Source organism: Metabacillus bambusae (assembly GCF_017497975.1).
Taxonomy (GTDB): Bacteria; Bacillota; Bacilli; order Bacillales; family Bacillaceae; genus Metabacillus; species Metabacillus bambusae.
In genome coordinates, this window is sequence record NZ_JAGDEL010000003.1 from 230,163 (window position 1) to 255,691 (window position 25,529).

Consider the following 25,529-nt stretch of genomic DNA (forward strand, 5'->3'; position numbering starts at 1 on the left):
TTCACTTGATGTAATAGTCATAAAATAGATTTCGAAAGACTTCATTTGGATCTCTTCGTAATTTTTCTTCCTGGAACCTTTTCCATTCAGGATAAGACCTCATGAATTGTTCTTTTGTTTGATAACGATAATAAGGGAGGTAATACGTTCCTCCATGGTCGAGGGTTAAATTAGTCCAATCTTGGATAATAGCTTCGGCATTAGCAATCTCGTTTTCTTTTAATCCATGTTGGATCAAAATAACTAGACCCAACATATCTTCCTTGGCATAGTTTAAAGTTGTGTGGTTGTCTTTTGCTGCATATCGCACCGTAATATTATGTACTTTAAAATCTTCATTTTTGTCGTTTGGTAAGAGTAATTGTTTTACATCAGTTATGTATTCTTCGTAAGAATGGACTGGAATAAAAAACTCTTGCAAGACTTCGACTCGACCAGGTTTCGTAAATTCCATAAATGTGGATTCCGAGCGCATAGCGTTATTTCTAGTAATCGTATTACCGTCGATTGAATCAATATATAGTTTTTGAGTTTCCCAAAAAACATTCTCTAAGAATCCACCTTGTCGTCCAAGATCAAGCGCTAGCTTACTTAGACGTACACCTTGTTCTTCTTTGAGTGGAGAATTATGATCCTGTTTTCCTGTATAGTTGTAATCAATCACATACATTTCGTCCAAAAAGGTACTTGGAGCAACACTTACCCTTGCATAGTGCATTGCTGTATTTTTTTGATCTAATAAATGATTAAAATAGGATTCATACTCTTCTGTTTTTAGTTCTTCTGTATGGATGGTGTACACGTCATTTTCCGTTAATTCCAAAGTCACATCTAAAATCACACCGAATAATCCATAGCCACCAAAAACGTACTTCATCCATTCCTCTGAGTTATCTCGGATTACTTTCTTGATTTCTCCTGTAGGGGTTAATAATGTCATTTCCTTTACCGTTCCAGCCATAGGACCAAAACGAATATCTCGCCCGTGAGCGTTTACTGAAAGGGATCCCCCTATCGAAAAAATTGACTGTGATTGGGTCACTTTTAAGGCTAAACCATAAGGTGTTATCGCTTCTTGAACATCATCCCATGTTGCTCCACCTTCTACACGGATTGTTTTCTCCTGCTCATCAATTTCTAACACATCATTGAATGTCCGCATATCAAGAACGACACCATCTTTGTAGTATGTATGACCGCCTTGCGAGTGCTGTAAGCCAGCAACTGAAATTTGCTGACCTTTTTCGTTTGCTTCCATTACAATCTTTTGTAATTCAGTGCGATTTTTAGCTTTAACTACTCGTTCAACACGTTCAGGAAGAAGACCTGAATAGTCTGTTGCTAAATTACTTTGAGAGAGTCCATATTTTCTTTTCTCAATCGGTATGCTCAATAAGACCACGACAATAAAAACAAAAACTAGACTCCCAAGAAACCATGGTTTTTTAGATAATTCCGTAATCGTTTGCATATTAACTCCTGTTTTTATAAGTTGTGTTGTTATGTGAAAATTCCCTTATAATGAACATTAATGTTCTACCTTTATAATTTTACCATTAATTAGGATCATTTCCCCATTCTGCTTCGTTACTTAAAGAAAAAACGTCTAAAAATTTTGAGATTGAATTGATATAATTCTTCCACATACAATAATTGATCCCTCTAAAAATCATCTTTTAAGATATAAATCTAGTTCATTCTTAATTAGTTTAAGGCTCTTTTCATGGTTAGTTCGGTTGCACACACTTATTCCAGCATATGACCCTAACATAGAGAAAGAGCACAATTCTTTCTGCAGAATTGCGCCCAATTGCTAAAAGTCGTAATTTATAAATAATTTAATTTCATCGGGAAATATCAGAAGGTTCTTTTTCATGTCAAGCACAGAAAAGTTTGCGTAATTGGTGTGGCTAAGTCTAAACACGGAATCACATTTCAATCGGAACTATTGGATAAGGAATATGGAATCTTTCGTTCATGACTCTATTTTGATAATCTTTTAATCTACCTTCAAAAATCAATTGGGGCAAGTCACTTGATTCAACCAGAGAAAGATCTTTTTCATAGTCCAGAAAAAATTAAATTCTTTACTACGATAAGCTCCGACTTTTTTTAAGATAGTTCGTAACATAGCGTTGTAGTTCGGGAAGTGGCATGATTTATGTAAAAGCCAAAGAGGCAAAAATAACGACAGGAAACAAACATGATAGTGCCTGCTCCCAACCAAAACGAACGAGTTGTTTTAGTGCTCTCATGATTTGTGCCTCCAATGGTTTTTTCTGAATAAATGTAAGTCCTGTTTAGTTGGTGTCTTCATCACTTCGGTATTCTAAAATATCTCCGGGCTGACAATCTAAAGCCTTACAAATCGCCTCTAAAGTTGATAATCGAATCGCTTTTGCCTTGCCATTTTTCAATATAGAAAGGTTAGCCATTGTTATTCCAACCCTCTCAGAAAGTTCTGTAACGCTCATTTTCCTTTTAGCCAGCATCACATCAATATTGATTATAATTGCCATTGTTATCACCTCAGACTATTAAGTCATTTTCCGATTTTATATCAATCGCTTCTTGTAAAAGCCTTTGAAGAACAGCAGCGAATACTGCGATTACCATTGAAGCAAAGATAGGGACCATTCCGATTATTATGAGACCTGGGGCATCGTCTCGCTCTGCTACGAGATAAACAAATGGCAAAATTACCACATACAAACCACTGATTGTCATTGCACAGAATTTGATAATCTTTAGAGCTTTAACAGACAATTCAGAGAAAGCTTGGTTCTTGTCAATATAGCTTAAAAGTTTAAAAGCCTGATACAATGCAATGTAGAACGGGATCGCTGATACATACATACCTATTAAAATGGGATATAGTATATGGGCATAATCTGGACTTACTGGATTATTAGCTAACCAACACAACCCAAATATACACAAAGCAAGTACTGGAATTCCAATAAGAAAAACAGCTATCTTTAAAAAGAGTGTTGAACCATGTTTCATAAAAAGCACCTCACTTATTTATTTTCAATTTGATTTTATCACACATTTATCGTTTTGCAATAAACTTTTATTTTTTATTATTGTTTTTTTATTGTTATCTTCAGACAAAAAAGCATTCCTCATTACAAAGAAATGCTTATAACTTTAAACTATTTAATTTATAACTTGTCCACAATACGGCCCTAATATGGAAAATGAGCGCTTATCCTTGTTCGAGGATCGCGCCCAATTGAGGAAGATCATTATTAAAAGTAAACACCATTTAGTTGAAGTTGAAGTCCAATTGTTCACAATCCCTTTGGTCACGTTTTTAGTTCAATAATCAAACAATTGGCAACGAATACCGAGCAAATCCTTCACCATCATAACTGTACCTTTCACATACTATGTAATCCCTACCTTCAGAACTTACATTAAAATGGTTTTCTTTGACATATTCATCAACAGCATTACTTGCTGCGTTGAAATCCCCTGTCTCGTTAGCAACTACAACACACTTTTGAGCAGGTACAGTTAATTTCACATACCAATCGGGAATTCCGTCAAATGTGCTTACTTCTACACAAAGAATGTAAACATGCCTTTCGGGATTTTTTTGTATTTCGGAATTAACCCACATCCCGTAATGTATTCGATGATTCAGAACTTGAGGTAAGTATTTAGTTGATAAAAACAAGCTTTCCTTAGCATTATGGTATTTATTACTCATGTTTTTCAATCCAATACAAGGGATTCCTACTAATTTCATATCATTATGCTCTATAATCACTGGGTGCATATTCGGTATTTTTGATTTCGTTTCCATAATATCACTCTCTTTATAAATCTTTTAATAATTAATTAAATACTAATTCTTGATTTAACTAGTGAATAATAAAGTCGTCTAAATTACCTGCAAACTTATTAACTCCTGAGACAAGATAAAACGTTCTTGATTCAGCCGGGTTATAATATTTTCATTTTTTATGTAATTCTTTGAAGTTTTCAACTTCCATGGTAAGGATACACTGCTCGAAACCGCTGATTTCCGTGTAATTTACGTTACCTGGTTCTAATTCTATATTTTTTAAAAATAACCTGCATCTTATAGAATAGAACGTTCGACAAATAAAAGTCTTATATATTTCTTACTCTCTTCTAAAAATTTTTTTGAAAATGAGTTACTCAACATTTAGTAGTTTTTGAGGTAATCATCTTCGGTTCCATAAACGGTCGTTTATAGAACTATCATTATTTACCGAATGGACAAAATAGTCTATAACTACTTAATGCAAGGATATAATACATATCCTCTTTTTATATGCACATAATAACTATAGCCAATTAACTTAGTGCAAGGAATTATATTGCAATGGAACGGTTGATCCTTCTTATTACCTTATGTAGATAACAGTTAAGGCCTATAAGGACCTAGATGATGTTTGTTTGTCCCTGGTATATTAGTGGGAATTTTCAGCAAAAAAATTGGATTAAAAAAGGTTACCTATATGATTCATAAATAAGTGAGGATATGTCTGTGCTATTTTTAAGAGAACTTCTGAATAAAAAGAAGCTTAAGAACCATTCTGAACCAAAACCAATTAGTGTTATCTTTCAACAAGCTAGTAAGTCAAGCGATTTTCATCAATTCTCTCCTATTGAAAATCAGGATAAAATTCTAATCAGTTATTATAAAACCATGGTAGATGCAGAGAAGATCAATCGACTCCTCCTCCCGGCCATTCAAAAGAACGTTGAAATAATTAAACATTTAAATGATATTAAAAATATAATACCATTTGATGATATAAATGTTACAAGTAATACTTCAGATCTTGAAAAAAGGCTTATGAAAGGATATGTCATTATCCAGTTAAAGGAATTAGACAACAACTATCTTACTGTAAATGTTGAAAACGGTAATCTTGGCTACCGCCAGAACAATGATACAGAAAATGAATTTAGTGTTGTCGGGCCAAATATCGGATTTGTAGAAAACATTGATACCAACATACATTTATTGAGAAAGCAAATTGCCATCCCTGAATTAGTTTTTGAAGAGATAACGATGGGGTCTATGTCTAAAACAAAAGTGGTTATCGCTTATTTAGATGGAATTACCAATCCACAACACATTCAAACCTTACGCCAGCGGCTAATGAATATAGATTTCGATGTGATTTTTGATAGCTCTCAAATTGATCAAATGATTTCGGATAATTCTAATACACCTTTTCCCATTTTTTTATCTACAGAACGAATTGACCGTGTTACTTATGCCGTTATAAACGGACAAGTTGCTATTTTGACGAATGGTTCCCCCTATGTCGTTACTGGACCGTCAACGTTAATGGATTTTTTTATTTCACCAGAAGATTATTATCTCCCCTGGATAGTGGGATCTTTCTTTCGAATTATACGAATTATTGGTGTGATTTTCTCAATCTTTGCCACTCCGTTATATGTTGCCGTATTAACATATCATTATGAAGTTATACCAGGAGATTTACTTGGACCTCTTATCAGCTCCAGAGCAAATGTTCCGTTTCCACCCGTATTGGAGGTCATTTTTTTAGAAATTACGATTGAATTACTGCGTGAAGCTGGGGCACGCTTACCAACCAAGATTGGACAGACGTTAGGTATTGTAGGAGGTATTGTTATTGGACAGGCAGCCGTAGAGGCAGCGTTAACAAGTAATATATTGCTGATAATTGTTGCCTTATCGGCACTCGCCTCTTTTACAACACCTATCTTTAAAATGTCTAATACCGTCCGTCTCTTACGTTTTCCATTCATAGTAGTTTCAGCTTTTTGGGGTGGTTTTGGAATCGTTATCGGATTTATTTTTCTTTTAGGTCATCTATTAAGATTAAAATCTTTAGGAACTCCCTACTTGGTTCCTCTTTACCCATTCAGAATAAAGAATTTTCGAGACAGTTTTATTCGTTCGTCAAATCAATATACAACAACTCGAAGCAAGTTTTTAAAACCTCTTTCACTAAGACGATATACACCACATCAGGACAAGGAGGATCTTAATAATGAGTAACCAAATACGTAAAATCATTAGTATATTTTTCAGCCTTGGTTTACTCATATTTGTTTTGACGGGTTGTGATCGTGCGAAAATTGTTGATGATATACAAATGCTTTCAATATTAGGTTTCGATAAAGAAGATCACGAATATATTGGAACAGCTCTTTATTCCGACTATACAGAAGAAAAAAAGGAAGGGAAAATTTTACAAACAAAAGCAGAAAAAACCAAATTGATTCTAAAAGATATGAACAATCAATCGTCAAAGCCTATTGAAATCGGTAAATTACAACTATTAATGTTTAGTGAAAATTTAGCGAAGGATGGTATCTCGGATTTTGTCAAGACGATTTGTAGAGACCCTTTGATTGGAAGTAACATGATCATTACTGTTTCAGAAGAACCAACAGAAAAAATTTTAAACAATCTTACAGAAGAAGGAAATGACTACCTTCCTAAATTGATCGAACAAAATTTTAAATCAGGAAATGTACCCATTTCTAATCTGCAATTATTCTTGTTTGATTACTATGGAAAAGGAAGAGATGTATCAGTTCCTTTTATAAAGCTAAATGAACATGGGAAAGTTGAAGTTAAAGGATATGCTGTTTTTAAAAAAGACAATTTGTCACTCGTCTTAAATCAAAAAGAGATGTTTCTCTATAAAATATTACAAGGAAGATCGATGAATGGGGATATGGCTTTTAAGGTAAGTAAAGGAAAACAGGAGGATCAACCTGTATTAACAAGTCTATACGGAGAGAAGATTGACTCTGTCTCAAAACATGAATCTGAAACAAAGGTAACATATACCATTACATTACATGGAATGGTTAAAGATTATCCAGATTGGTTAGATTTGAGAAAAAAGGAAAACCATAAATTATTAACTAGGGAGTTGGAAAAGCAAATGAATTCCGACCTTTTAAAACTTTTGAGAAAATTCCAAGATCATGACGTTGATCCCTTAGGTGTCGGTGATTTAGTAAGGGCACATAGCAAAAAGTGGGTTGAAGAAGAATTTTATGAAACCGTATATCCAAAGGTAATATACGATATTAATCTTAGCATTCAATTACATCAATCAGGGATTGGAGAGTAGACATTTTGGTGGTTTATCATGAGTAAACAAGTAAAGGAAAGTTTAACTGTTTCTCCCTTTTTTTTATTTTTTCTTATACACGGCACTCAGACTGGTGTAGGCATGCTAAGTTTTCAAAGCAAAATAATAAAAGGTGCTGAACAAGATGCATGGGTTTCCGTATTATTAGTTGGTTTCAGTTTTCATCTCATTATTTGGTTGATGTATTTTTTGTTAAAAAAATCAAACAATGGAGATATTTTTTCCTTACATAAACAGCTGTTTGGAAAATGGATTGGGAACATTTTCAATCTTTGTTTTTATGGATATATCATTGTTACGATTTCAACAATCGTACGTTCGTATGTAGAAATTTTACAGGTTTGGGTTTTTCCATATATCCATCTATGGGAGTTATCACTAATTATTGTGTTGGCTACTACATATATTGTTTCAGGAGGATTTAGAGTGGTTACGGGCATGTGTTTTTGGGGCGTAGTGCTTCCTAGTATTTTATTTATCACCCTTTACTTTCCATTAAAATATGCAAACTGGAATAATTTACTCCCTCTTTTTAACCATAACTTTGTTGACTATATCGTTTCAGCGAAACAAACAATCTTCAATTACTTGGGACCCGAATTATTGTTAATCTATTTTCCTTTTATTAAAAATAATAATAATTCACAGAAATGGGCTCATATTTCAATCGCCTATACTACCATTCTATACTTTATTATTACAATTGTAACGTTTGTCTATTTTAATATTCAACAGTTGGAACATACAGTATGGCCTACCCTGATTTCATCAAAAATAATCCGGTTGCCTTTCATTGAGAGATTTGAATACATTTATATATTTGCATGGCTTTTAGTCATCTTACCTCCTTCTTGTGTCTTTTTGTGGGGTGGATCAAGAATTTTAAGGAAAACAATAAACCTTAAACCTAAAACCTCATTATGGATATCAAGCAGCATAGTCTTTTTTATTGTTATTAATTTAAAAAGTGAAATTAGTATTAAGAACATTAATTCATTCATATCAACTACAGGCTTAGTTTTAGTATACTGTTACATTCCAATATTGTTTTTTTTGTTGAACATCATCAACTTTTTTAAGAGGAGAAAAAGCTTAGAAAATTAAGCTTTTTCTACCGTATTTTAATACAACATTGTAAGGAGAAATTCACTAAAAAAGAGCCAATCAAACATTATCGATTGCTCTCTTGAATTTAATAATGACTTTTATACTTACTCCACAACCGTAACTTTTACACTTTAGCTTGAAGATTAACAAATAAGCCATTTACTCCTTGAATTGTTCTTGATTGTACTTTTCATTTTTTTTATTGGAAGAAAACTAGGTTTAAATGCTACAATGATACCGAACATTGAATCACGAGTAGAACTATCCTCATTGGTTTTTGAACTTTGAAATAGATTTCATCAGCAAATAACGAATAATAAATCCAATTACTAATCCGGGTATTAAAGACAACATTGGTAGCCAAATGGGACCGAATGATATACCGAAAAATAAGTTAGGCGAGTACATAAGACCTATTGTGACAAAATACGCACCAAAAGCAAATGGGAGAAACGATAACTGAGGATTTTCCCCTTCTGCAAACTTATAAGCATCATACATTGCATACATATAAACACATGGATAAAACATAAGCCATTGGTAATCAATCGCCCTACCTGCCTCCGTTATTTTCCCAAGAAAACTAAACATAATAGCTTGGTTAAATGAACTCATAACATTAATCATGAATTCTAATAGAATAAAAATAATTCCTTTTAATAATTGGCCATTTAATAATTGTCCAAAACCGGGTAGGGCAATGCTCCAAAGAACTGCTTCTAACTTCTGTGTCTTTTTCATATTATCAACCTTTATTTAACGGTTTATATTTTGGTTTAGCTACGCATTCTTAAATTTATCCAATCTCCTAATCAATGCAACAAATCCTCTTATTGTAAATAAAGTAAAACTAACACTTCCAAAAGTATGGAATGGAGACCATTTTTTCCATTTGAATAATCTGGTATTTTTTTCGAAATACCATTGGCCGACACTCATAGGGATACTCCATGTCAAACTTTTCAATAGAATTTTTCCTAATTTATCATTATAAGATTGTTTAACCCAAATAACACTTAATAGTGGGAAAAACAACATGTCATAAATAATGTTTGTTTTGAAAATTTTAGTAAAAGGACGGACTGGATATTCAACTCTTTTAGTACCAACAACATATGCATCTACTAGTGTTGCCAAGACTCCTTTTGAAAAGAAGACAACTAGATTTTCTCTCATTTTTGATCCTTTGAATAAAAATGGCAAGGAAACAATGCATAAAGTAATAAGTCCATTTAACATTTTTTTCTCCATAAAAAACATCCTTCCCTAACGATTTATATAAGATTATAATTACCTAATCAAATAACATTATCCTTAAAAGATTAAAGTTATCAATTAGAAGAGGATTATATCTAAAAAGAACTAATCGAATATTTTCGATTAGCTCTTTTTTATTTATTGATTCCCTTTCTTTACCCATTCTGCAACAGTCACTGTACGTTTAGCTTGATGTTTAACCACTGCTTGTACGTCTTCAATCATTTTTCCATCTTGACCTACTGTTACACTTGCCTCCATTGTAAAGACAGATCAATTGGCGTTACCCCTTTCCTAAAAAGTTTGTGTTTCCCCGTTATGTCTACAAACAATTATGTTCATCTATTATTTTTATGATTGTTGTATTTTTGCTTTTGTCTTAAGTGGGTTTTAATATCTAAAAGTTTAGTTTTACCTCTAAATGAAATAACTTAGCCGATATTCTTATAGCTAATAGAATATCGGCTATCTTTATGTTGAAATGTGCCTAGCTTACAAAATTGGCGTTTTTTGCTCTGGACCCCTATCTGTGCTTCACACCCTATGGACTGTCATCCATAACACATGCAGGAGTATTGACGGGATGGTTTCAGGAATCATGGTTCCATCATTCCCATCCTCAGTTGTAAAGTTGAAGTTAAACTAGTAAACTTCCTGTATTTTCACACTGTAAAGTGTTTATTACAGAACTTGTCGCGCGCACCCGATTGCTGAAGATTGAAAATAACTCTAATTTTACTAACACACCGTTTTAAATTAAACTACTTTATCATTTAACTCATATTCTATTAACTTCTTTCAGCTTAAATTTATCAAAGGTTAATTTATATATATCTGGCATATTAAGCTCTTTCCAAAATTCAAACCCGAATTTTCCATTAAAATAATTCATGATTAAAACCATAATATTACAATGAGTTCCTATAACAATGTTTTTACCCTTATACTTCTCTAAAATCTGTAAAGTTACTTTGACGCCTCTTTCCTGGGCAGAGATATTGGACTCTCCGCCTTCCCAAGAAAAGTTGAAATCTTCCCATACTTTTGTAACAGCTAGATAAAAGTCTTCAACTGGTTTTTCAGACAAGTTTCTTTCTCTAAAACCATTCTCAATCAAAGCTTCTTTACCAATAATTTTGGCTACTCCCTCAACTGTTTGAATTGCTCTTTTATAGGGACTAGAAATTACGATATCAATATTTTCTTTTTTAAGTATCTCAGTAATTTTTTCTGCATCATTAAAGCCTTTTTCGGATAAGGGTCTTCCTAATTCATCGGGTGTATATGTAGAATGAGCATGTCGTACAAAATATAAATTTGTTAACAAATTTGTTCTCTCCCAACAAAGTCATCTATTTCTAATTTTAGCTTTTTCTCAGTAATCTCCTTTTTGCTACATAAAGGCCAAAATTTGATTGTGCTAAAAAAGATAATCGTTATTCCATTCTTTCCCCTTTTAATTGAATTATTAAGTATCTCTATTAAACTTTTTCTTTAACTCTATACCAATATTTATAAATTTCGGAATATCCAATTTTTGAATATAATCTTAATGCTGGGGAGTTATTCAAAAGAACTGCTAGATAACTGTATTTAGCTCCATTTTCTTTCCCCCATTTTAATAAATTCAAGATCAACTGTTCGCCGAATCCTTTATTCCTAAAATTAATATCAGTTACAATATCATAAAGTCCTATGTACTCTCTTTCTATGACCCCAAGACCACAGGCAACCACATCCCCCTGATAATATAGCGAAATAAAGCATTTTTGGGTTACAATATTAGACAACATTTGTAACATATTATCCTTGTTATTTTCATTAACATAATTCAGTCTACAAAAATCATTAATCCACTCGACATTAATATTTGCATCTAATTTTACGGAATGGAGAGTTGGTTCTATGATTCCTTCAAGATCAATGACTTGGACACTGGTACTATCAATTAAAGAAAAAGCCTTCTCCTCTAAAATATCATCTAAATTTTCTGGTTTAACAAAGGGGGTTATTTTAAATATGGTGTGTAAATCAATATTCGAGTAGAATTTTTCGCATTCTTCAATTTTTTGGTTCAAATCATAAGTTGAATAATGGATAGGATTTACCGAATTTGCACGTTTTGTATAACCATTTGAAAATCGAAGTACCCACCCATCGTAAAGCAACGTAGATAATGGCTGCCAATTATTCATAGATAATTCCTCAATAATTTTATAATTCATTTTTATCCCACCCAACAGTTATTGAATTATGATACAACTACATGCATAAATATTCAATCATAAAAATATATTTTTAGGGATATGTTCTTTTAAATCACTGCTTACGTTAGTACGATTCTAAACATTCTCAACTGTTTTTAGTGTTCTTCTCAAGTTGTTGTTAAACATATAACACCCTTAAACAATTAAAAAGAGCACAATTCTTATTCAGGAATTGCGCCCTTTAGTTGAATAACTTTATTCAGATTCTAAACAAACAACGAATTCCTTAACATAAACTGCGTTCCCAGTTATTTCAACATCATAAGATTCACTGTTTTTCGAAATATGTACCATAACCCGACCATCTTTTTCAATTTCATGACCTTGCTCTACTATAAGATTCAGAGACTCTTCAAAATTGTTGTTTTTTATGTATTTAGCAAAAAATGCTCCCATTACCCCCGAAGCAGTTCCCGTAACCGCATCTTCAATTGTCCCAGAGAACGGAGAAGAAAAGTGTCTCGCATGCATATCAACAGTAGTATCATACGTTTCCAAACAAAAAGGATGTATAGATGATTTGGGCATTTCTTTCAAAATAGCAGGGAATACCTTATTATTAGGTTTCATTTTTTTAAAAGCTTCAAGTTGTTTTATTGGAATTAATAATGTCCAAGTACCTGTACTTCCATATAATATCGGTAAATCATCTCGAATATCCGATTCTTTTAATCCTATCGAAGTTGCTAAATCTTCCTTTGAACCTTTAAATTCTTCAAATTGAGGTGATGCCTGTTTCATTGTTATAAATATTTCACTATCAGTAGCTGAATTAATTTTTATTGGCAAAATCCCTGCTTTTGTTTCAATTGTAAATTCCGTCTTATCTCCCAATAACCCTTTTGTTTTTAGCGCATAAACAGTAGCCATTGTTGCGTGACCACATAAGTTCATTTCGTGTCCTGGTGTAAAAAAACGTATTCTAAGGTCAGCTACTTCTGATTTAACTGGAAAAGCTGTCTCATTAAACCCTACTTTGAAAGCTATTTCTTGCATTTCTTTATCGGTTAGGTCATCTCCGTTTAAAACTACACCAGCTGGATTCCCTTTATTAGGTTCTTTACTAAACGCATCATAATGATGAACCTTTATGGATTTCAAATTACATTCCCCCATTGGTCAATTTAAAATCCTTCATTATTTTACCATTAATTACTTCGTGCTTGATGGGGTTCCGGTAGCAAAACGCGGAAAACTTACGCTAAACAATATTCAACATAACAAATCTTTATTTTCGTCAAAAAAGCGTATGTCACAGATTTCTCTGTACCAATTAAATAACCAACTAGTGGAAGAATGTAGGCTCCAGCACGAATCAACTGTATTTTTTGAAGTGTTCCATAATGTAAGAAAGAACAACGTAAAGAATAACACATTCTTCCTGTAAAATATGGATTTTTTGCTTTGGAGTAATCATTTGTCCAACCTGTGTTGTCTTTGGTTATCATCAAACCATGTTGCATATTGTTTTCCTACTATACGCTTCCCACTACTGTTTTTATAATGGGGATATTCGGCAAGTTTGTTGAATAAAGAGGACTTGGAATTACTTGCTATTATGTTATTAGTCTCTTTTTACAGTTGACTGTAAAACTTCGTTTCTTACTTCTAATATATATTCCTTATACACGTGCTCTTTCCCACCATTTTTTTCGTACCAGTCTTTAATACGTTTAACGTGAGCCTCATCACTTCTAACTTTGGATTCAATTTCTACGTAATCCTCGTAACTGTCATATTCCCAGATAGCGAAAATTTCTACGGTATTATCATTATTATCCTTCATCCAACGACCTATTAAACGCGAACCGTATTTAAGTTGGTTAGGTAAGTTTGTGTTATTGAAATGGGTATTAAAAATTTCGGCAAACTCGCTTTTTACAATATAAAACTTTCTTCTATAAAACATAAATTCTCACCTTTAATGTTTTCGTGATGCTAAAAACATATTCGTAATTTAGGTAGCTATTATTAAACTAAATTGGCCAAACGGACGCGATTCTTACTACAAGAAAGCGCCTTTTACAGATAATACCTAAGATTCTATATGCTAGTTTAAGCGAAAAACCTATTTATTGTCTGATGACATTGAAGTAGTTTTGTTGAGATGCACTTCACTTTTTTTCATCATAATAATTTCAAGTTCTTTTTTTTTTGTATCAGGATGCAACACTATCTTATCTGTAAGGTCCAAGGTAGAATCTTTTACTTTTCTTCCCCATTTCCTAGAAAACGAACGCCAATCACAAACCATTTCAATGAGATATTTTCTAGGCATTGGTAATGCATGTTTACCATTAGGATCAACAACCCAATATTCCCAATGATGTTTATTTTTATGTTGATGATTAAGCCACGCATACTTCCATTTCATTTCATCATAAGCACTTATTTTTCCGTCTGAAAAAAATTTCTTAGCATACGGAAAAAATTCTTTTGGTGAAAACTTTGATAAATCGTGGGTAATCCCTTGGATATATAAACCCTCTTTCCAACATTCCACAAGAACATTCAGTTTATGGTCAAGGATATAAAGGAAATTTCTCCAACAAGCCTTCAACATAAAAACCCTCCCAATCCAATAATGGTTAGGTTAATATTCTACTTGGATACTTTATATCCCTGCCCAGTTAGACAATAAAGAAGTGCTATCGTTCCAGACATTGATCTTCAACTCTTGCGGCCTATAATGGAATAACGAAAATAGAAAAATTACTTCGTTCAGTAATCAGTATCTTTTCGCTAGTGTAATGAAATTACTTTATTAATTTTCAACGGAAACCCTCTTCATTAATCGCTTTAATTTATTTTCTGTATCTGTTTCCTCTACTGGCGTATAGATACTGCACCGTAAATCCATATCACCTTGAACTTGAAGAGAAGTTAAATTAAACAACATTTTGCCTGCTTTAGCATGTCTGAATTCAATTATCATTTCTGGAGCCTTACTCACTTGACTTTCTTTCCATAGATCTTGGAAATCTGAATGTGAATGACTCATTTCTTTAATAAATTGGCTGTACCATTCATCGCCTAAATAGTGTCCATAATAGGTACGGAAAATAGCAAGAAAACCTTTCGCAAAATGTTCCCAATTGACGGCCAATGCTTTTAATTCTTTTCTAGTAAACACTAAACGAATCAAATTTCTTTGATCATTCGGTATTTGTTCAAAATCTAAAAAAACATGAGCAGCTGCAGGATTCCAGCCCACAATATGGCAATGTCGATCCGTAATGATAGTCGGACAATATGTTAATTCAGCTAGTATTCGTTTTAAAGAAGGGCTAAGCTCTGATTGATCCTTTTTTGGATTTGTAATTTCCGATTTTGCTTCTAATGCCAGGTCATATAAGTAGTCTTTTTCATCATTATTTAATTGCAAAGCTGTAGAAATACAATCAAGTACGCTTGAAGAAACTTTTATATCTCTTCCTTGCTCTAGCCATGTATACCAAGTGGTACTTACACCTGCTAATTGTGCAACCTCTTCTCTTCGTAACCCAGGTGTCCTTCTCCGGATTCCGGCAGGCAAACCAATAGACTCTGGCTTAATTTGGGCACGCTTAGCTTTTAAGAATGTCGACAAAGCTTCAAGCCTAGTTTTATCATTCATTTTTAAAACTCCTCATCATATCAATTTAACCTATTAGTATTTATACCAGGATAAACAATCACTTGTAATAGGATAAAAGGACTGTAAAATACAAGTATATTATTGATTTGGAGGGATGAAAAGTGGAAAGAGTTGTGATTACCGGTATGGGAGTAGTTTCTCCTATAGGAAACAACATCAAAACATTTTGGAACAATCTGATTAACGGGGAATCTGGTATATCCACTATTAATTCATTTGATGTGACTAATCATAAGACAAAAATTGCAGGTATCGTCCAAGATTTTGATGCAGATGAAGTTTTAGGAAAGAAAGAAGCAAGACGTTTAGATCGTTTTTCTCAATTTGCTTTGGCTGCAGCTGAACAAGCATGGGCAGATTCTAAGTTAGACCTCAATCGTATAGATGCAGAAAGGTTAGGCGTATACGTAGGTTCAGGTATAGGAGGAATTGAAACCTTGATTGAAAATATTGATGCGCTTAGGCAGAAGGGGCCAAGAAGAGTCAGCCCAACACTAGTACCTGCCATGATTTCTAATGCTGCTGCAGCACAAATTAGTATCAATTGGAACGCGATGGGACCTTCTATGTCGCCTGTTTCTGCTTGTGCAATTGGAAATACAGCTATCGGAGAAGCCTTTAGACTAATTCGTTCTGGAGAAGTTGACGTTGTGTTTGCGGGTGGAACAGAGGCAGCTATAACAGACTTATCAATAGCAAGCTTTGGTAATGCTACAGCATTATCAACAAGAAACGATGATCCCACTAAAGCTAGTCGTCCATTTGATGAAAATCGAGATGGATTTGTCATGTCAGAAGGAGCAGGAATTCTAATCTTAGAATCTTTACCTCATGCTTTACGTAGAGAGGCAAAAATTTATGCAGAAGTCATTGGATATGGTGCAAGTTCAGACGCACACCATATCGTAGCTACACATCCGGAAGGTAAAGGTGCCTATCTTGCAATGAGATCAGCTTTAAAAAATGCCAATATATCGCCTGAAGAAATTGATGTTATTAGTGCCCATGCAACAAGTACAAAAGTGGGTGACATCTCTGAAACGATGGCTATTAAGCAGCTGTTTGGAAAACAAGCTTATCAGATTCCAGTAACAGCTAATAAATCTATGCTTGGTCATATGTTAGGAGCAGCTGGTGGAGTTGAAGCAATTGCTTTAGCAATGAGCTTAAAGGAAGGGATAGTTCCTCCAACAATTAACTTAGAAAATCCTGATCCATTATGTGATCTAGATTATATACCATCTGTTGCTCGCCAAGTGAAAATAAATACGGGTCTATCTAACTCATTTGGTTTCGGAGGTCATAATGCAGCTATTGTTTTAAAGAAATACGAGTGAGTAAACCTTCTCTCGTCAATCTGGCCGTTTCCTCTCGAGACGGTTAGATTTATTCAATTAAATGGCCCTTTAACGGAACAAAACATATAAACTTTTACTATTTTTAATCCGACTCAAAAACCATGATTTTTAGGGATTATCTATGAATATATATCAAACTGACAAACGTGAATGACATTGTTTGTCTTTTTTGATTGGCTTAAAGCCCTAAAAATTTTTATCAACCATAAGTTACAAATTTAGACAGATATCTTCTTTTAACCTTCAAAATCCTCTATATCCTTATTGGGGAGCAGTGATATATTGTTTTTATGAAGTCCTTCTTTCGAAAAAAAAGTCGACAAATGCAAAACGTTTAAAACAGGAATTTAGAACATTTTGTAGAAATCAATGGTATTAGAAGAACGGTATTACACAACTAGATACAATAAAGAAGGATGGTGATTGGTATGTTCAAATGGATCCGATATCAAGAGCAAGATATTATGTGTGAAAGAAAGCTTAAAAAGATTATGAAGCGTTTAGATATTGAAGAATTCAATTTTAATTGGGATCGAACTAGCTGTTATATTGAATTTCAATATAATGAAAATTCGTACAGGATGGAACACTCAATTCAAAAAGCAAAACGAAAAGGTCTTATCGTATTAAGAAACGGATTGGATTGTTTAATGGAGTTGGTCCAATCCCTTGAAGATCTGTGTCAAATCATTGAAAGAGGAACTTATAAACTCGAGACGTGGGTATCCGGCATGAAACAGTCATCTTCAGCAGAAGAGAAACCTGAATTTGTAGAAGAAGTTCATATAAGATATAAGTCATTAGGGAATCAAAAACATTCCGAATATAATAGGAATGAGGAGTTTATTCATGTTGCGCCTGAATCATCTCTAGAGGATTTTGACCGAAACCAGATCATCCAACGATCTCAAAGTAAATAGAGATTTATTTGAAGAAAGGTATTAACAAGTTTTAAAAACTTTTAGATTACTATGATTTTTATTTTTATTGACACTCTTCACTTACGCTCCCCTATGAAGCAGACATGTTCGATTTATCCCACGGTTACTTTTTCCGGTGGGATAAATCAGGACATGTCGGATAAATTCGTGGATAAAGTCCGGTTCTGACCTTGGATAGTATCACATACTCGCCTTCCCTAATAACCGCAGGATTAAATGTTGGTACATATATTCCCCCATCAATTATTGGTTTACTTGTATGCTAGTCAATGAACAAATAATAGCTCAGTGTCTTTGATGTTCTGACTGTCCAATTGCCCAGAGGTCCTTCACTCTATCATAGGCGTTTAACTTGATAGAAGTGTAATTTCCTTTACACTTAAGAAGGCATACCCTTCCCTCATCGCTACTACGACCTCATGAGCTAGTCCTAAATTATCCTACCATTTTCTATTAGCCTCTTATATGGTAGGTCTTTATTGATTTGTACCTTTCTAACTTGAAGTAGGACCTTCCCGTCGTTATCTCTGAGAATCTTTCCACAGATGCCAGAACCCATACCCTGGCTACTCTTACGGTGCTTTTTCGGCCGCACACGCGCCCGATTGCTGAAGATCACTAAAACTTCTATTAGCTGGTTTAGATGTAGATCAAAAAAGGAGCCCAAGATTAGAAAGGCTCCTAGTTTTTCTATTTAATGTTTTTAGGGCTGCCATATTTCTAACATATTCCCATCTGGATCGCAAAATCTAAAGTTAGGTCCAAAAGGCCTGTTTTCCGGTATTTCGGATACGATGTTTACTCCGTTTTCCTTGAAACGATTGTACATTTCTTGGATACGGGGAGTGATGAAACAAGCTATGGGGTGTCGATCACCGCTGTCAAATGTAAAACCTAAACTCCCGGTTGCTTGCTTTGCTGTAATAAGGAATATAGCCGGCACCGTTTGCCTTAGACCTGGTCCAGAGAAATTTCCATTATGATCAGGAAATCTCAAGATCGATATTTCTATCCCCGGCCTAACAGGATTATTGTTTGTAGGTTCACATCCTAGATTTTTTTGATACCATTTTATGGACTCGTAAACGTCTTTCACAGGAATGTAAATACAAGTTACGCCTGTAATGTCTTCTTCCAGTTTTCCCTCCAATTTGATTTCTTCATTAATTTGCATTTTCTTATTTCTCCCTTCTCATTTCACAATAGTACAAGAAGCATCTATGACATGACTATCTTCTCTTCCAACCAACAATTACCTGCTTTTGTATACGTTATTTTCGAACATTTGACTAATAAAAAAAATTGTCTGCTCACGACTAATAGCTAGTTATGCCTGGTGCTCATGGTGGTTAAGAGTCTTAATCAGTCATATCAGATGTACCCAAAGTTTGACTATTTTTTCTTAATCCTTAAACATGTTTGTTAACAGCCGTGGTAATGAAAGAACAAGCAGAACATCAAGGATCTGCTTGTTGCTTCGTTCTCATTTAAAATGAATAAAACGTATAAGGCCATCCTAGTTTAAAGTTGCAGTTTGATGATGGTGGTTTTAGACAAAACAAAATGTTTAATATGCTCAGGGCAGGATTATTTAATTGTTATGTGGAATTAAATGCTATTATATTTAGGAGGTTCACACACTTGTTTAAACCAATAGAAAATAGAATTGATACGATTTTTATTCATGTATCTGATTTAGAACGTTCAATTAAATGGTACAGTGATTTGCTTGGGTTAGAAGTTAGGGAGGGGAAACATACTGGACCTGTATACACCTTGAATATGGGGGACGGACGCCCTGGGATAACCCTTGATAACCATTGTTTTGAGGAAGATTATAAATTTATTCCATCAAATCAACCGCTCTTTAACCTCAGTGCATCAGACATTAACGAAGCTTTTAAACATGTCACTGAAATGGGTGCTGAGATAACATCTGAAATTATAACACATCCTGATTTGGCAGAGTTCTCTTTTAAAGATCCTGATGGCAATATCATAATGGTGTGCACTTGTTTTAGTTGATTTACAAATAATTTGCTAAATTAATGATACGATAATGGAAACAGCGGGTGCTTCGGTAACCGTTTTCTTTAGCTCCCCCTTAACGGGAAACGATTGGAAGGAGTCAGCCAATACAGCAAATTCTTTTGTTCTGCAGCAAACGAGTTTTAATAGTTCAATATTTACCGCTTATCATGGTGTTTTTTTAAAAAGGCTGTTTTCGCAAACTTTGTTGCTATTTACCAAGTAATGCGGTGTGGTTGAATACAGCGAGAGTTGCTCGCTTTCCGCGGGGCGGGCGGAGAGCCTCCTCGGCGTAAACGCCTGCATGAGTCTCACCTGTCCCGCTGCTCCCGCAGGAGTCTCGCAATCCGTTCCAATCAACCTGAATTAGTTTTTGTTTTAAAAGCAACAATCTCTTAGAAAACAGCCTTTTGAAAACATTTGTTGTTGAGATCGTATGTGGAGTCTTAAGAGGCAATGGGTGGTAAGTAAAAAAATGGGTCCTCTATATTAGGAATATTCTTATTATTTCTGTTCAATCGAAACATACTGTTTTATTAAGTTTTCAATATTAACTCCATTTATCACTAAACCAGAAATATCACAGTTCTCCAACTTTACATTCGTTAAATTGCAATCTCTAAATATCCCTTGATGAATATTGCAATTAGAAAATTGTACTGGTTTATTATTGTGTTCTAAATCTGGCTGGCTTGGGTTTCCATATCCAATGTAAAGAAAATGTGCCCCACCCCACTGGGCCCCATCAATGACGAGTTCACTCAAATTAGCATCGGAGATATTCATCCCTGTCAAATTTACATCGTTCATTTTAATTTCACTAAGATTACAACATTGAAAGCTAGAGTTTGCAAGGTCCGAACAACTTACTGTTAAGGTCTCTTTCTGATTTTCAAATTTCAATTTCAATACACCCCTTAATAAATATTTTGATTTATATTTCAATACTTTTTTTATGCCATTCTATTAGATTTATAGCGTTTCCATCAGGGTCATAAATATCAAAATCAACATGTACATTCATGTTTGATGACCAATTATTTATTTCACCTACTTTAAACCCTTGATTCGTCAGTTTCTTATGCAGATCTAATATATTTTTACAATTCAGGTTGAAGGTAGGATATTCTTGAACCTGTAAATTCTCAACAGTTTCTATTAAAGTAAGTAAAGGTGAATTTTCGCTTATTATATAATTAGCACCTCTGCCATTATCCCATTGTTCAACATCACGCAGCTTAAGACCTAGTACATCAGAATAGAACGACATTGATTTTTCTAAGTCTCTTACTCTTAAAAATACTGCCCCTAAATAGTTTACAGTCATATAATCACCACCAAATAGATTAGATTACTTCCTTTGTATTAAACCAAAACCAATTCCAACAGTATCCACTAAATAGGCAAGATAAAAATCATCAAACTCCATTTTTTCTCGTAGAATCATTGCACCATTTTCTTTAGCTTTTGAAATAGCCGCATCAATTGAATCGACTTCAATTTGAAGACGAGTACCGTGAGGGTAATCATTTGGTCCTTTTCCGATTCCTCCGTTAATCCCAGGTTTTACATCTTTTCCAGTCGAAACAGCCCAATAATCCCATTGAGGTTCGGCAACTTCCCAACCAAAAACTTTAGAATAAAATTCTGCTGCTTTTTCTGGTTCTTGACTACTTAACTCAAATCCAATTACTCGTCCCATTCCAAATTCCTTCTTTCTCATTAAATTAATAATAAATGCTTCTGAACTGAAAACCGACTAACCCTATTTCCTTTTTTCTAAAATCTCCACTTCCAACATTGTCATTCTCTTTCCACCTCTTATGATCTTGTAATCGACTATGTTTTTTAAGACAAATCCTTACAAATCATCAGCAAGTTCCCATCCGGGTCTTTAAATACAAAATAAAATTCATCCTCAATGTCAGTGATCAGTTCAACATTATTTTCCTTTAAAAATTGATAAGAAGCATAAATATCATCTGTCAAAAACTGAATGGAAGGAACTTGGTAAGTTGAAATGTTTCCGTTTTTATCTCTCCACTTTGGCATCGTATCTAAAATCAAGCCTGCCGTACCGTCCATTGGTGCTGTATAGATATGTCCAAAATATATTTCGCCACCCTCTAAACCAAGCATTTTACTATACCAATTTTTTGCTTTCTCTAGATCACGAACTGGAAGAAATACACCTCCAATACGGTTTTTAATGGGTGTTTTTTTTATAGGTGTACTCACTAAACAAACCTCCTCATTACTTAATAAGTGATTGAAAATTCTGAATTTTTTTGAGCTGTTCGATGTTTGATAAGCAAATTTTACCACATCCAAGTTTGCTAGTAAAGAACATATGTTCTTTTTTCTGACAAATAAACTTTATCTTCCCATTAAAGTTTTACTCTAGGATCTTATTTATAGCAATTCAAGTAATTCTCTGATTTTCTACAAATCCCTTGTATAAATTAGAATAATCGTTCGACAATGATTGAATTCCTTTCTCAAACCTGCAACAGTTAATCTCCTCACAATTTCAACTATAATTGAACACATCCAGTTTTCTTTGATAATGTTGTTCAATTATCTGGTCCTTAACATAAAGAAAGAGCACGCTTCCTGCTACAGAATTGCGCCCTGATTAAGGAATAAGATTTATCAGCAAAGGTTGGATACCTTTTAGATACCCAACCTTTTTTCCACGCTACCGATATTATATATTAACAGGATCTTTATATATTTTAATCATTTCTTCTAATGTTTCCTTTTTCTTTTCGTCCCATAAAAAATGCATTTCAAAGGTACCTGGTTCAAAGAAAAATGGGAATCTTCGCTCAAACCAATCCTGCATAGGTAAATTTAGTGCGTCCTTAATATTTACCCACAATAGTTCACCTTCAGGTGGTTCATCCAGTAAATTTCCTTCAAAGGATGTGACCAAGTAGTTAAACACCATATATCTTATATTTGTATTAGGTTCGCAAAATTCGTCTATACCCTTATAAATTATTTCTTTAACAATTAAACCTGTCTCCTCACGTACTTCCCGAATTGCTGCGTCTACGATACTTTCAGGGAATTCAACTTTCCCTCCTGGTGCCAAATATCCTGGGAAGCCTAAATGATCTGGACGTTTAATTAATAAAACTCTATCTTCATCTTGAATCATACACATTGTAAAAATTCGATGTTCCACGTTTTTCCAATCAACCGACATAAAATGTATCTCCTCCCCTAATCTTATTTTGTTCCTGGTGGTTTTTCATCTAATGTTTTATACCCACAGCAGGGACAGGTATATTTCACGCTAACACCTCTATTCAAGAAAATCATTCGCTTGTTTAAGAAGAAATTTTTATAAAAACGAGGAAACTATATAATTCAATTTTAATCCTTAATATTTTAAACTAATAATTCTATAGTGACCAACTATACAAATCAATATTGCCTTACATATACTATAGAAATTGCACGAAGAAAGGTGATAATCATGCTAAAATTCTTTATCGCTAGATTAAAAGGAGAAAATGAAGTCCCTCCCGTTGAAACTGACGCTTTTGGTATTGCGAAATTTGTGGCAAATAAAAGCAGAACAAAAATGAAGTTTGCGTTAGAAGTTATAAATATTGAAAATTTTGTTCAAGCGCACATTCACTTTGGTGGACGTGGGGAAAATGGACCTGTAATAGTATTTCTATTCGGGGCTAACCTAGAAACACTTGTAGAACAAAACGGTATTTCGACTCGTAAAGGGGTTGTTACAGGAACTATTACAGATAAAGACATTGAACCAAATAACGTTGGGATAGAGACTGTATCAGATTTATTAGAATTTATGGAAAAAGAACAAACGTATGTAAATGCTCATACTGAACAAAATCCATCAGGTGAGATTAGGGGTCAAATTATACCATCTAACTTCCCACACTATTAGTTATTTTTTTAAAGGAGCTTCTGTCTTAGGCGCTTTTTACCATTTCAAACGTTATCAAATTGTTTTTAATAAGTTATAACAGATAAATACAAGCGTTTATTTAATCCTAGTGCACTACCTATCTAAATATGACTTCCTTTCCTTCCTGGTAAAAGAATAACTACAAAATCAGATTCTATAACAGACTATTTTTCTAGGTGTTACTACAACAAGTAACACCTAATTAAAAAAACATAAACAAGAAAGACCATTAATTTTCCTTACTTACCCCTCCGCCAAATGCAATAATATACCCATCTACATCTTTTATCGCAAATTCATTCCAATTGGTGTCTTGATTTAAACCATACGCAATTTCTACACCATTTGATTTAAATTCTTCAAACAATAAATCAACCGTATCTGAATAGGCAAAGGCATCCCACTGTGGACCACCATGAAGGGATGACAAAGGACGAACATCTGTCGAATTACTTGCAGGATGTAAAATAAAAGTTAGATTATCTCTTGTAACGTGGACGTGTTTAATGTTTTCTAAACCAATTTCTTCGTAATCAAATCCTAATACATCCCGATAAAATTCTGAAGACTTTTTTAAATTTGAGACCAAAAAAATAATAGATGCACCTTTAATTTTTCCTAATAACTTCTGGTTAATTGTCAAATATGGACACACCTTTCGGGAAATTTACTCAAACACAAATTAATATTCTACACGATCAACCATTTCCCTTTTTATTTTTGGTTCAAAACCCTTCGAAAAATAAAAACCAATGTTAAACAATCTGGCACTTAACATGAAAAAAGAGCACAATTCATGCTGCAGAATTACGCCCTTTAATTGAATAACTAACCAATATTTTTTCTAACTACATAGGTTATAGCATTTGTCTTTAATAGTATGGGTTTTCCATTTCGAGTTATGTTGTATTCTAATGGTTTGACTATTGTTTTTAATATTTCCCAGCCTTTATAAATCCTACTTAACTACTTATTAATCATAACTTCCGTTGAAAGGTTTAACTCAATAAGTACATCTAATTTCTCATTCGTTTCTAAATCTATTTCTTATGCTAAAGTAAACTACCATTTATTTAGTAATTACGCGCTTTAATAGAGTTCCAATTGAGTAAGAAATGTATTTAGAGAATTCCTCAATTCGTTGGGTTTAATGAGCATAGGCAAATGACCTGTTTCAAGTACTTCGATTTTCTGTGGAGCAAAATTGGAGATCATTTTATCCTGTTGGGACAGACTCATTTCTTTATCTTTCGCTAACTTTATATATAGCTTAGGTACATTTGTTGGAACGATTGCTTTTGTTCGATCTGTATAAATGTGAATAGACTCCGGTACAAAACCGCGTACTACTTCGGTTGCACGCTCTGGTGAAAGATCATTACATAGTCCCTTACGAATAGCAGACTCTGGTGGTCGCGTACCAAATACACGTAAAATTACATTCATCAATAAACGTTTTGCAAATGGAAAAGTTGAGAGGAATGATCCCCCATTTTTAGGAATAGTCGCCCCGATTGCAATAAAACCAACGAGACGCTCCGACAGATCATTAGCAATTTTAAGAGCAAGGACACCACCCAAAGAATGTGCTACGATCACAAATTTTCTGACTTTCCAATCTTCAATTTGTCGCTTTATATATGCATTGTATTCTTGTAGAGTCAAACTTTGCCGTAATCCATTCTCTCCTTCTCGATCAGGAAAATTAACTAATAAATAGGGGCTTCTTATTTCTGATACAACTGGTTCCCAAATACAGCTTTCTAAGCCTGCACCTTGAATAAATACCAAACCAATCTGTTCACTTTCCTGCTCTTCAATCTCTCTCATCTTTCTT

At 33.9% G+C, this 25,529-nt stretch carries 28 protein-coding genes and 2 pseudogenes; 7 read left to right on the forward strand and 23 right to left on the reverse strand.

Annotation, left to right across the window (positions count from 1 at the left end; all coding sequences use genetic code 11):
- Position 1: 1 nt before the first annotated feature.
- The 5 genes and pseudogenes from I7822_RS05960 to I7822_RS05980 all read right to left on the reverse strand — a co-directional run bounded on the left by I7822_RS05960 (position 2) and on the right by I7822_RS05980 (position 3,811).
- Positions 2-1,471, reverse strand: coding sequence for an FAD-binding oxidoreductase (locus I7822_RS05960; RefSeq protein WP_207976023.1), 1,470 nt, complete (start codon positions 1,469-1,471; stop codon positions 2-4).
- Between the two features lie 691 nt (positions 1,472-2,162).
- Positions 2,163-2,255: pseudogene (locus tag I7822_RS05965) on the reverse strand (DUF817 domain-containing protein); the annotation flags it as partial.
- 45 nt (positions 2,256-2,300) lie between these two features.
- Entirely contained in the window at positions 2,301-2,519 is a 219-nt protein-coding gene (locus I7822_RS05970; protein ID WP_207976025.1) for a helix-turn-helix domain-containing protein, read from the reverse strand.
- A gap of 10 nt (positions 2,520-2,529) precedes the next feature.
- Positions 2,530-3,006 (reverse strand): DUF2975 domain-containing protein, encoded by a 477-nt coding sequence (locus I7822_RS05975; protein WP_207976027.1) that lies wholly within the window; start codon positions 3,004-3,006, stop codon positions 2,530-2,532.
- A 322-nt stretch (positions 3,007-3,328) separates the two neighbouring features.
- Entirely contained in the window at positions 3,329-3,811 is a 483-nt protein-coding gene (locus tag I7822_RS05980) for an effector binding domain-containing protein (protein ID WP_207976030.1), read from the reverse strand.
- A 711-nt stretch (positions 3,812-4,522) separates the two neighbouring features.
- Between I7822_RS05980 and I7822_RS05985 the strand changes: the two genes are divergently transcribed.
- Genes I7822_RS05985 through I7822_RS05995 form a run of 3 tightly spaced genes read left to right on the forward strand, consistent with a single transcriptional unit; the run spans position 4,523 to position 8,252 of the window.
- Positions 4,523-6,037, forward strand: a complete 1,515-nt coding sequence (locus I7822_RS05985; RefSeq protein ID WP_307847687.1) for a spore germination protein — start codon at positions 4,523-4,525, stop codon at positions 6,035-6,037.
- Complete coding sequence (locus I7822_RS05990) at positions 6,030-7,127, forward strand: Ger(x)C family spore germination protein (RefSeq protein ID WP_207976034.1); 1,098 nt, start codon at positions 6,030-6,032, stop codon at positions 7,125-7,127. The genes I7822_RS05985 and I7822_RS05990 overlap by 8 nt, the downstream gene beginning before the upstream one ends.
- Positions 7,128-7,145: 18 nt before the next feature.
- Positions 7,146-8,252 carry a GerAB/ArcD/ProY family transporter gene (locus I7822_RS05995; protein ID WP_207976036.1) on the forward strand — a complete coding sequence of 369 codons (1,107 nt, stop codon included), beginning with the start codon at positions 7,146-7,148 and terminating at the stop codon, positions 8,250-8,252.
- Positions 8,253-8,522: 270 nt separating this feature from the next.
- Here the strand turns inward: I7822_RS05995 and I7822_RS06000 are convergent, their stop codons facing one another.
- From I7822_RS06000 to I7822_RS06045, 10 genes and pseudogenes are all read right to left on the reverse strand, one after another.
- Positions 8,523-8,996 (reverse strand): hypothetical protein, encoded by a 474-nt coding sequence (locus I7822_RS06000; RefSeq protein WP_207976038.1) that lies wholly within the window; start codon positions 8,994-8,996, stop codon positions 8,523-8,525.
- A gap of 39 nt (positions 8,997-9,035) precedes the next feature.
- Complete coding sequence (locus tag I7822_RS06005; RefSeq protein WP_207976039.1) at positions 9,036-9,506, reverse strand: CBO0543 family protein; 471 nt, start codon at positions 9,504-9,506, stop codon at positions 9,036-9,038.
- Positions 9,507-9,650: 144 nt separating this feature from the next.
- Positions 9,651-9,764, reverse strand: a pseudogene (locus I7822_RS06010) (NAD(P)H:quinone oxidoreductase, type IV); the annotation flags it as partial.
- Positions 9,765-10,290: 526 nt separating this feature from the next.
- On the reverse strand, positions 10,291-10,839 hold the full coding sequence (locus I7822_RS06015; RefSeq protein ID WP_207976041.1) for a histidine phosphatase family protein: 549 nt from the start codon (positions 10,837-10,839) through the stop codon (positions 10,291-10,293).
- Positions 10,840-10,993: 154 nt separating this feature from the next.
- On the reverse strand, positions 10,994-11,737 hold the full coding sequence (locus tag I7822_RS06020; protein WP_207976044.1) for a GNAT family N-acetyltransferase: 744 nt from the start codon (positions 11,735-11,737) through the stop codon (positions 10,994-10,996).
- A 237-nt stretch (positions 11,738-11,974) separates the two neighbouring features.
- Positions 11,975-12,880 (reverse strand): PhzF family phenazine biosynthesis protein, encoded by a 906-nt coding sequence (locus I7822_RS06025; RefSeq protein ID WP_207976046.1) that lies wholly within the window; start codon positions 12,878-12,880, stop codon positions 11,975-11,977.
- Between the two features lie 95 nt (positions 12,881-12,975).
- On the reverse strand, positions 12,976-13,242 hold the full coding sequence (locus I7822_RS06030) for a hypothetical protein (protein ID WP_207976047.1): 267 nt from the start codon (positions 13,240-13,242) through the stop codon (positions 12,976-12,978).
- 101 nt (positions 13,243-13,343) lie between these two features.
- Positions 13,344-13,688 carry an NIPSNAP family protein gene (locus tag I7822_RS06035; RefSeq protein WP_207976049.1) on the reverse strand — a complete coding sequence of 115 codons (345 nt, stop codon included), beginning with the start codon at positions 13,686-13,688 and terminating at the stop codon, positions 13,344-13,346.
- Between the two features lie 159 nt (positions 13,689-13,847).
- Entirely contained in the window at positions 13,848-14,342 is a 495-nt protein-coding gene (locus I7822_RS06040) for a DUF5662 family protein (RefSeq protein WP_207976051.1), read from the reverse strand.
- A gap of 201 nt (positions 14,343-14,543) precedes the next feature.
- Positions 14,544-15,395 (reverse strand): helix-turn-helix transcriptional regulator, encoded by an 852-nt coding sequence (locus I7822_RS06045; RefSeq protein ID WP_207976053.1) that lies wholly within the window; start codon positions 15,393-15,395, stop codon positions 14,544-14,546.
- A 122-nt stretch (positions 15,396-15,517) separates the two neighbouring features.
- On the opposite strand from I7822_RS06045, the gene fabF reads away from it, so the two are divergent.
- Positions 15,518-16,753, forward strand: coding sequence for a beta-ketoacyl-ACP synthase II (fabF, locus tag I7822_RS06050; protein WP_207976055.1), 1,236 nt, complete (start codon positions 15,518-15,520; stop codon positions 16,751-16,753).
- Positions 16,754-17,202: 449 nt separating this feature from the next.
- On the forward strand, positions 17,203-17,694 hold the full coding sequence (locus I7822_RS06055) for a hypothetical protein (RefSeq protein WP_243459288.1): 492 nt from the start codon (positions 17,203-17,205) through the stop codon (positions 17,692-17,694).
- A 724-nt stretch (positions 17,695-18,418) separates the two neighbouring features.
- On the opposite strand, the gene I7822_RS06060 is transcribed toward I7822_RS06055, so the two are convergent.
- Positions 18,419-18,889 (reverse strand): VOC family protein, encoded by a 471-nt coding sequence (locus tag I7822_RS06060; protein ID WP_207976059.1) that lies wholly within the window; start codon positions 18,887-18,889, stop codon positions 18,419-18,421.
- A 467-nt stretch (positions 18,890-19,356) separates the two neighbouring features.
- Here I7822_RS06060 and I7822_RS06065 point away from each other — a divergent pair, with 467 nt between their 5' ends.
- Positions 19,357-19,740, forward strand: coding sequence for a VOC family protein (locus I7822_RS06065; RefSeq protein ID WP_243459289.1), 384 nt, complete (start codon positions 19,357-19,359; stop codon positions 19,738-19,740).
- A gap of 507 nt (positions 19,741-20,247) precedes the next feature.
- On the opposite strand, the gene I7822_RS06070 is transcribed toward I7822_RS06065, so the two are convergent.
- The 5 genes from I7822_RS06070 to I7822_RS06090 form a co-directional block, all read right to left on the reverse strand.
- Positions 20,248-20,646 carry a pentapeptide repeat-containing protein gene (locus tag I7822_RS06070; protein WP_207976061.1) on the reverse strand — a complete coding sequence of 133 codons (399 nt, stop codon included), beginning with the start codon at positions 20,644-20,646 and terminating at the stop codon, positions 20,248-20,250.
- A 31-nt stretch (positions 20,647-20,677) separates the two neighbouring features.
- Positions 20,678-21,070, reverse strand: coding sequence for a VOC family protein (locus I7822_RS06075; protein WP_207976062.1), 393 nt, complete (start codon positions 21,068-21,070; stop codon positions 20,678-20,680).
- 24 nt (positions 21,071-21,094) lie between these two features.
- Entirely contained in the window at positions 21,095-21,445 is a 351-nt protein-coding gene (locus tag I7822_RS06080; protein ID WP_207976065.1) for a VOC family protein, read from the reverse strand.
- A gap of 146 nt (positions 21,446-21,591) precedes the next feature.
- Positions 21,592-21,981: a VOC family protein gene (locus I7822_RS06085; protein ID WP_207976067.1), complete on the reverse strand. Its 390-nt coding sequence runs from the start codon at positions 21,979-21,981 to the stop codon at positions 21,592-21,594.
- 469 nt (positions 21,982-22,450) lie between these two features.
- Positions 22,451-22,954 carry an 8-oxo-dGTP diphosphatase gene (locus I7822_RS06090; protein ID WP_207976069.1) on the reverse strand — a complete coding sequence of 168 codons (504 nt, stop codon included), beginning with the start codon at positions 22,952-22,954 and terminating at the stop codon, positions 22,451-22,453.
- A gap of 273 nt (positions 22,955-23,227) precedes the next feature.
- Here I7822_RS06090 and I7822_RS06095 point away from each other — a divergent pair, with 273 nt between their 5' ends.
- A complete protein-coding gene (locus I7822_RS06095) occupies positions 23,228-23,671 on the forward strand; it encodes a CHRD domain-containing protein (protein WP_207976070.1) in 444 nt (147 codons plus the stop codon).
- A gap of 250 nt (positions 23,672-23,921) precedes the next feature.
- Here the strand turns inward: I7822_RS06095 and I7822_RS06100 are convergent, their stop codons facing one another.
- On the reverse strand, positions 23,922-24,335 hold the full coding sequence (locus tag I7822_RS06100; protein ID WP_243459290.1) for a VOC family protein: 414 nt from the start codon (positions 24,333-24,335) through the stop codon (positions 23,922-23,924).
- A gap of 446 nt (positions 24,336-24,781) precedes the next feature.
- Positions 24,782-25,522 (reverse strand): alpha/beta fold hydrolase, encoded by a 741-nt coding sequence (locus I7822_RS06105; RefSeq protein WP_243459291.1) that lies wholly within the window; start codon positions 25,520-25,522, stop codon positions 24,782-24,784.
- Between the last annotated feature and the right edge of the window lie 7 nt (positions 25,523-25,529).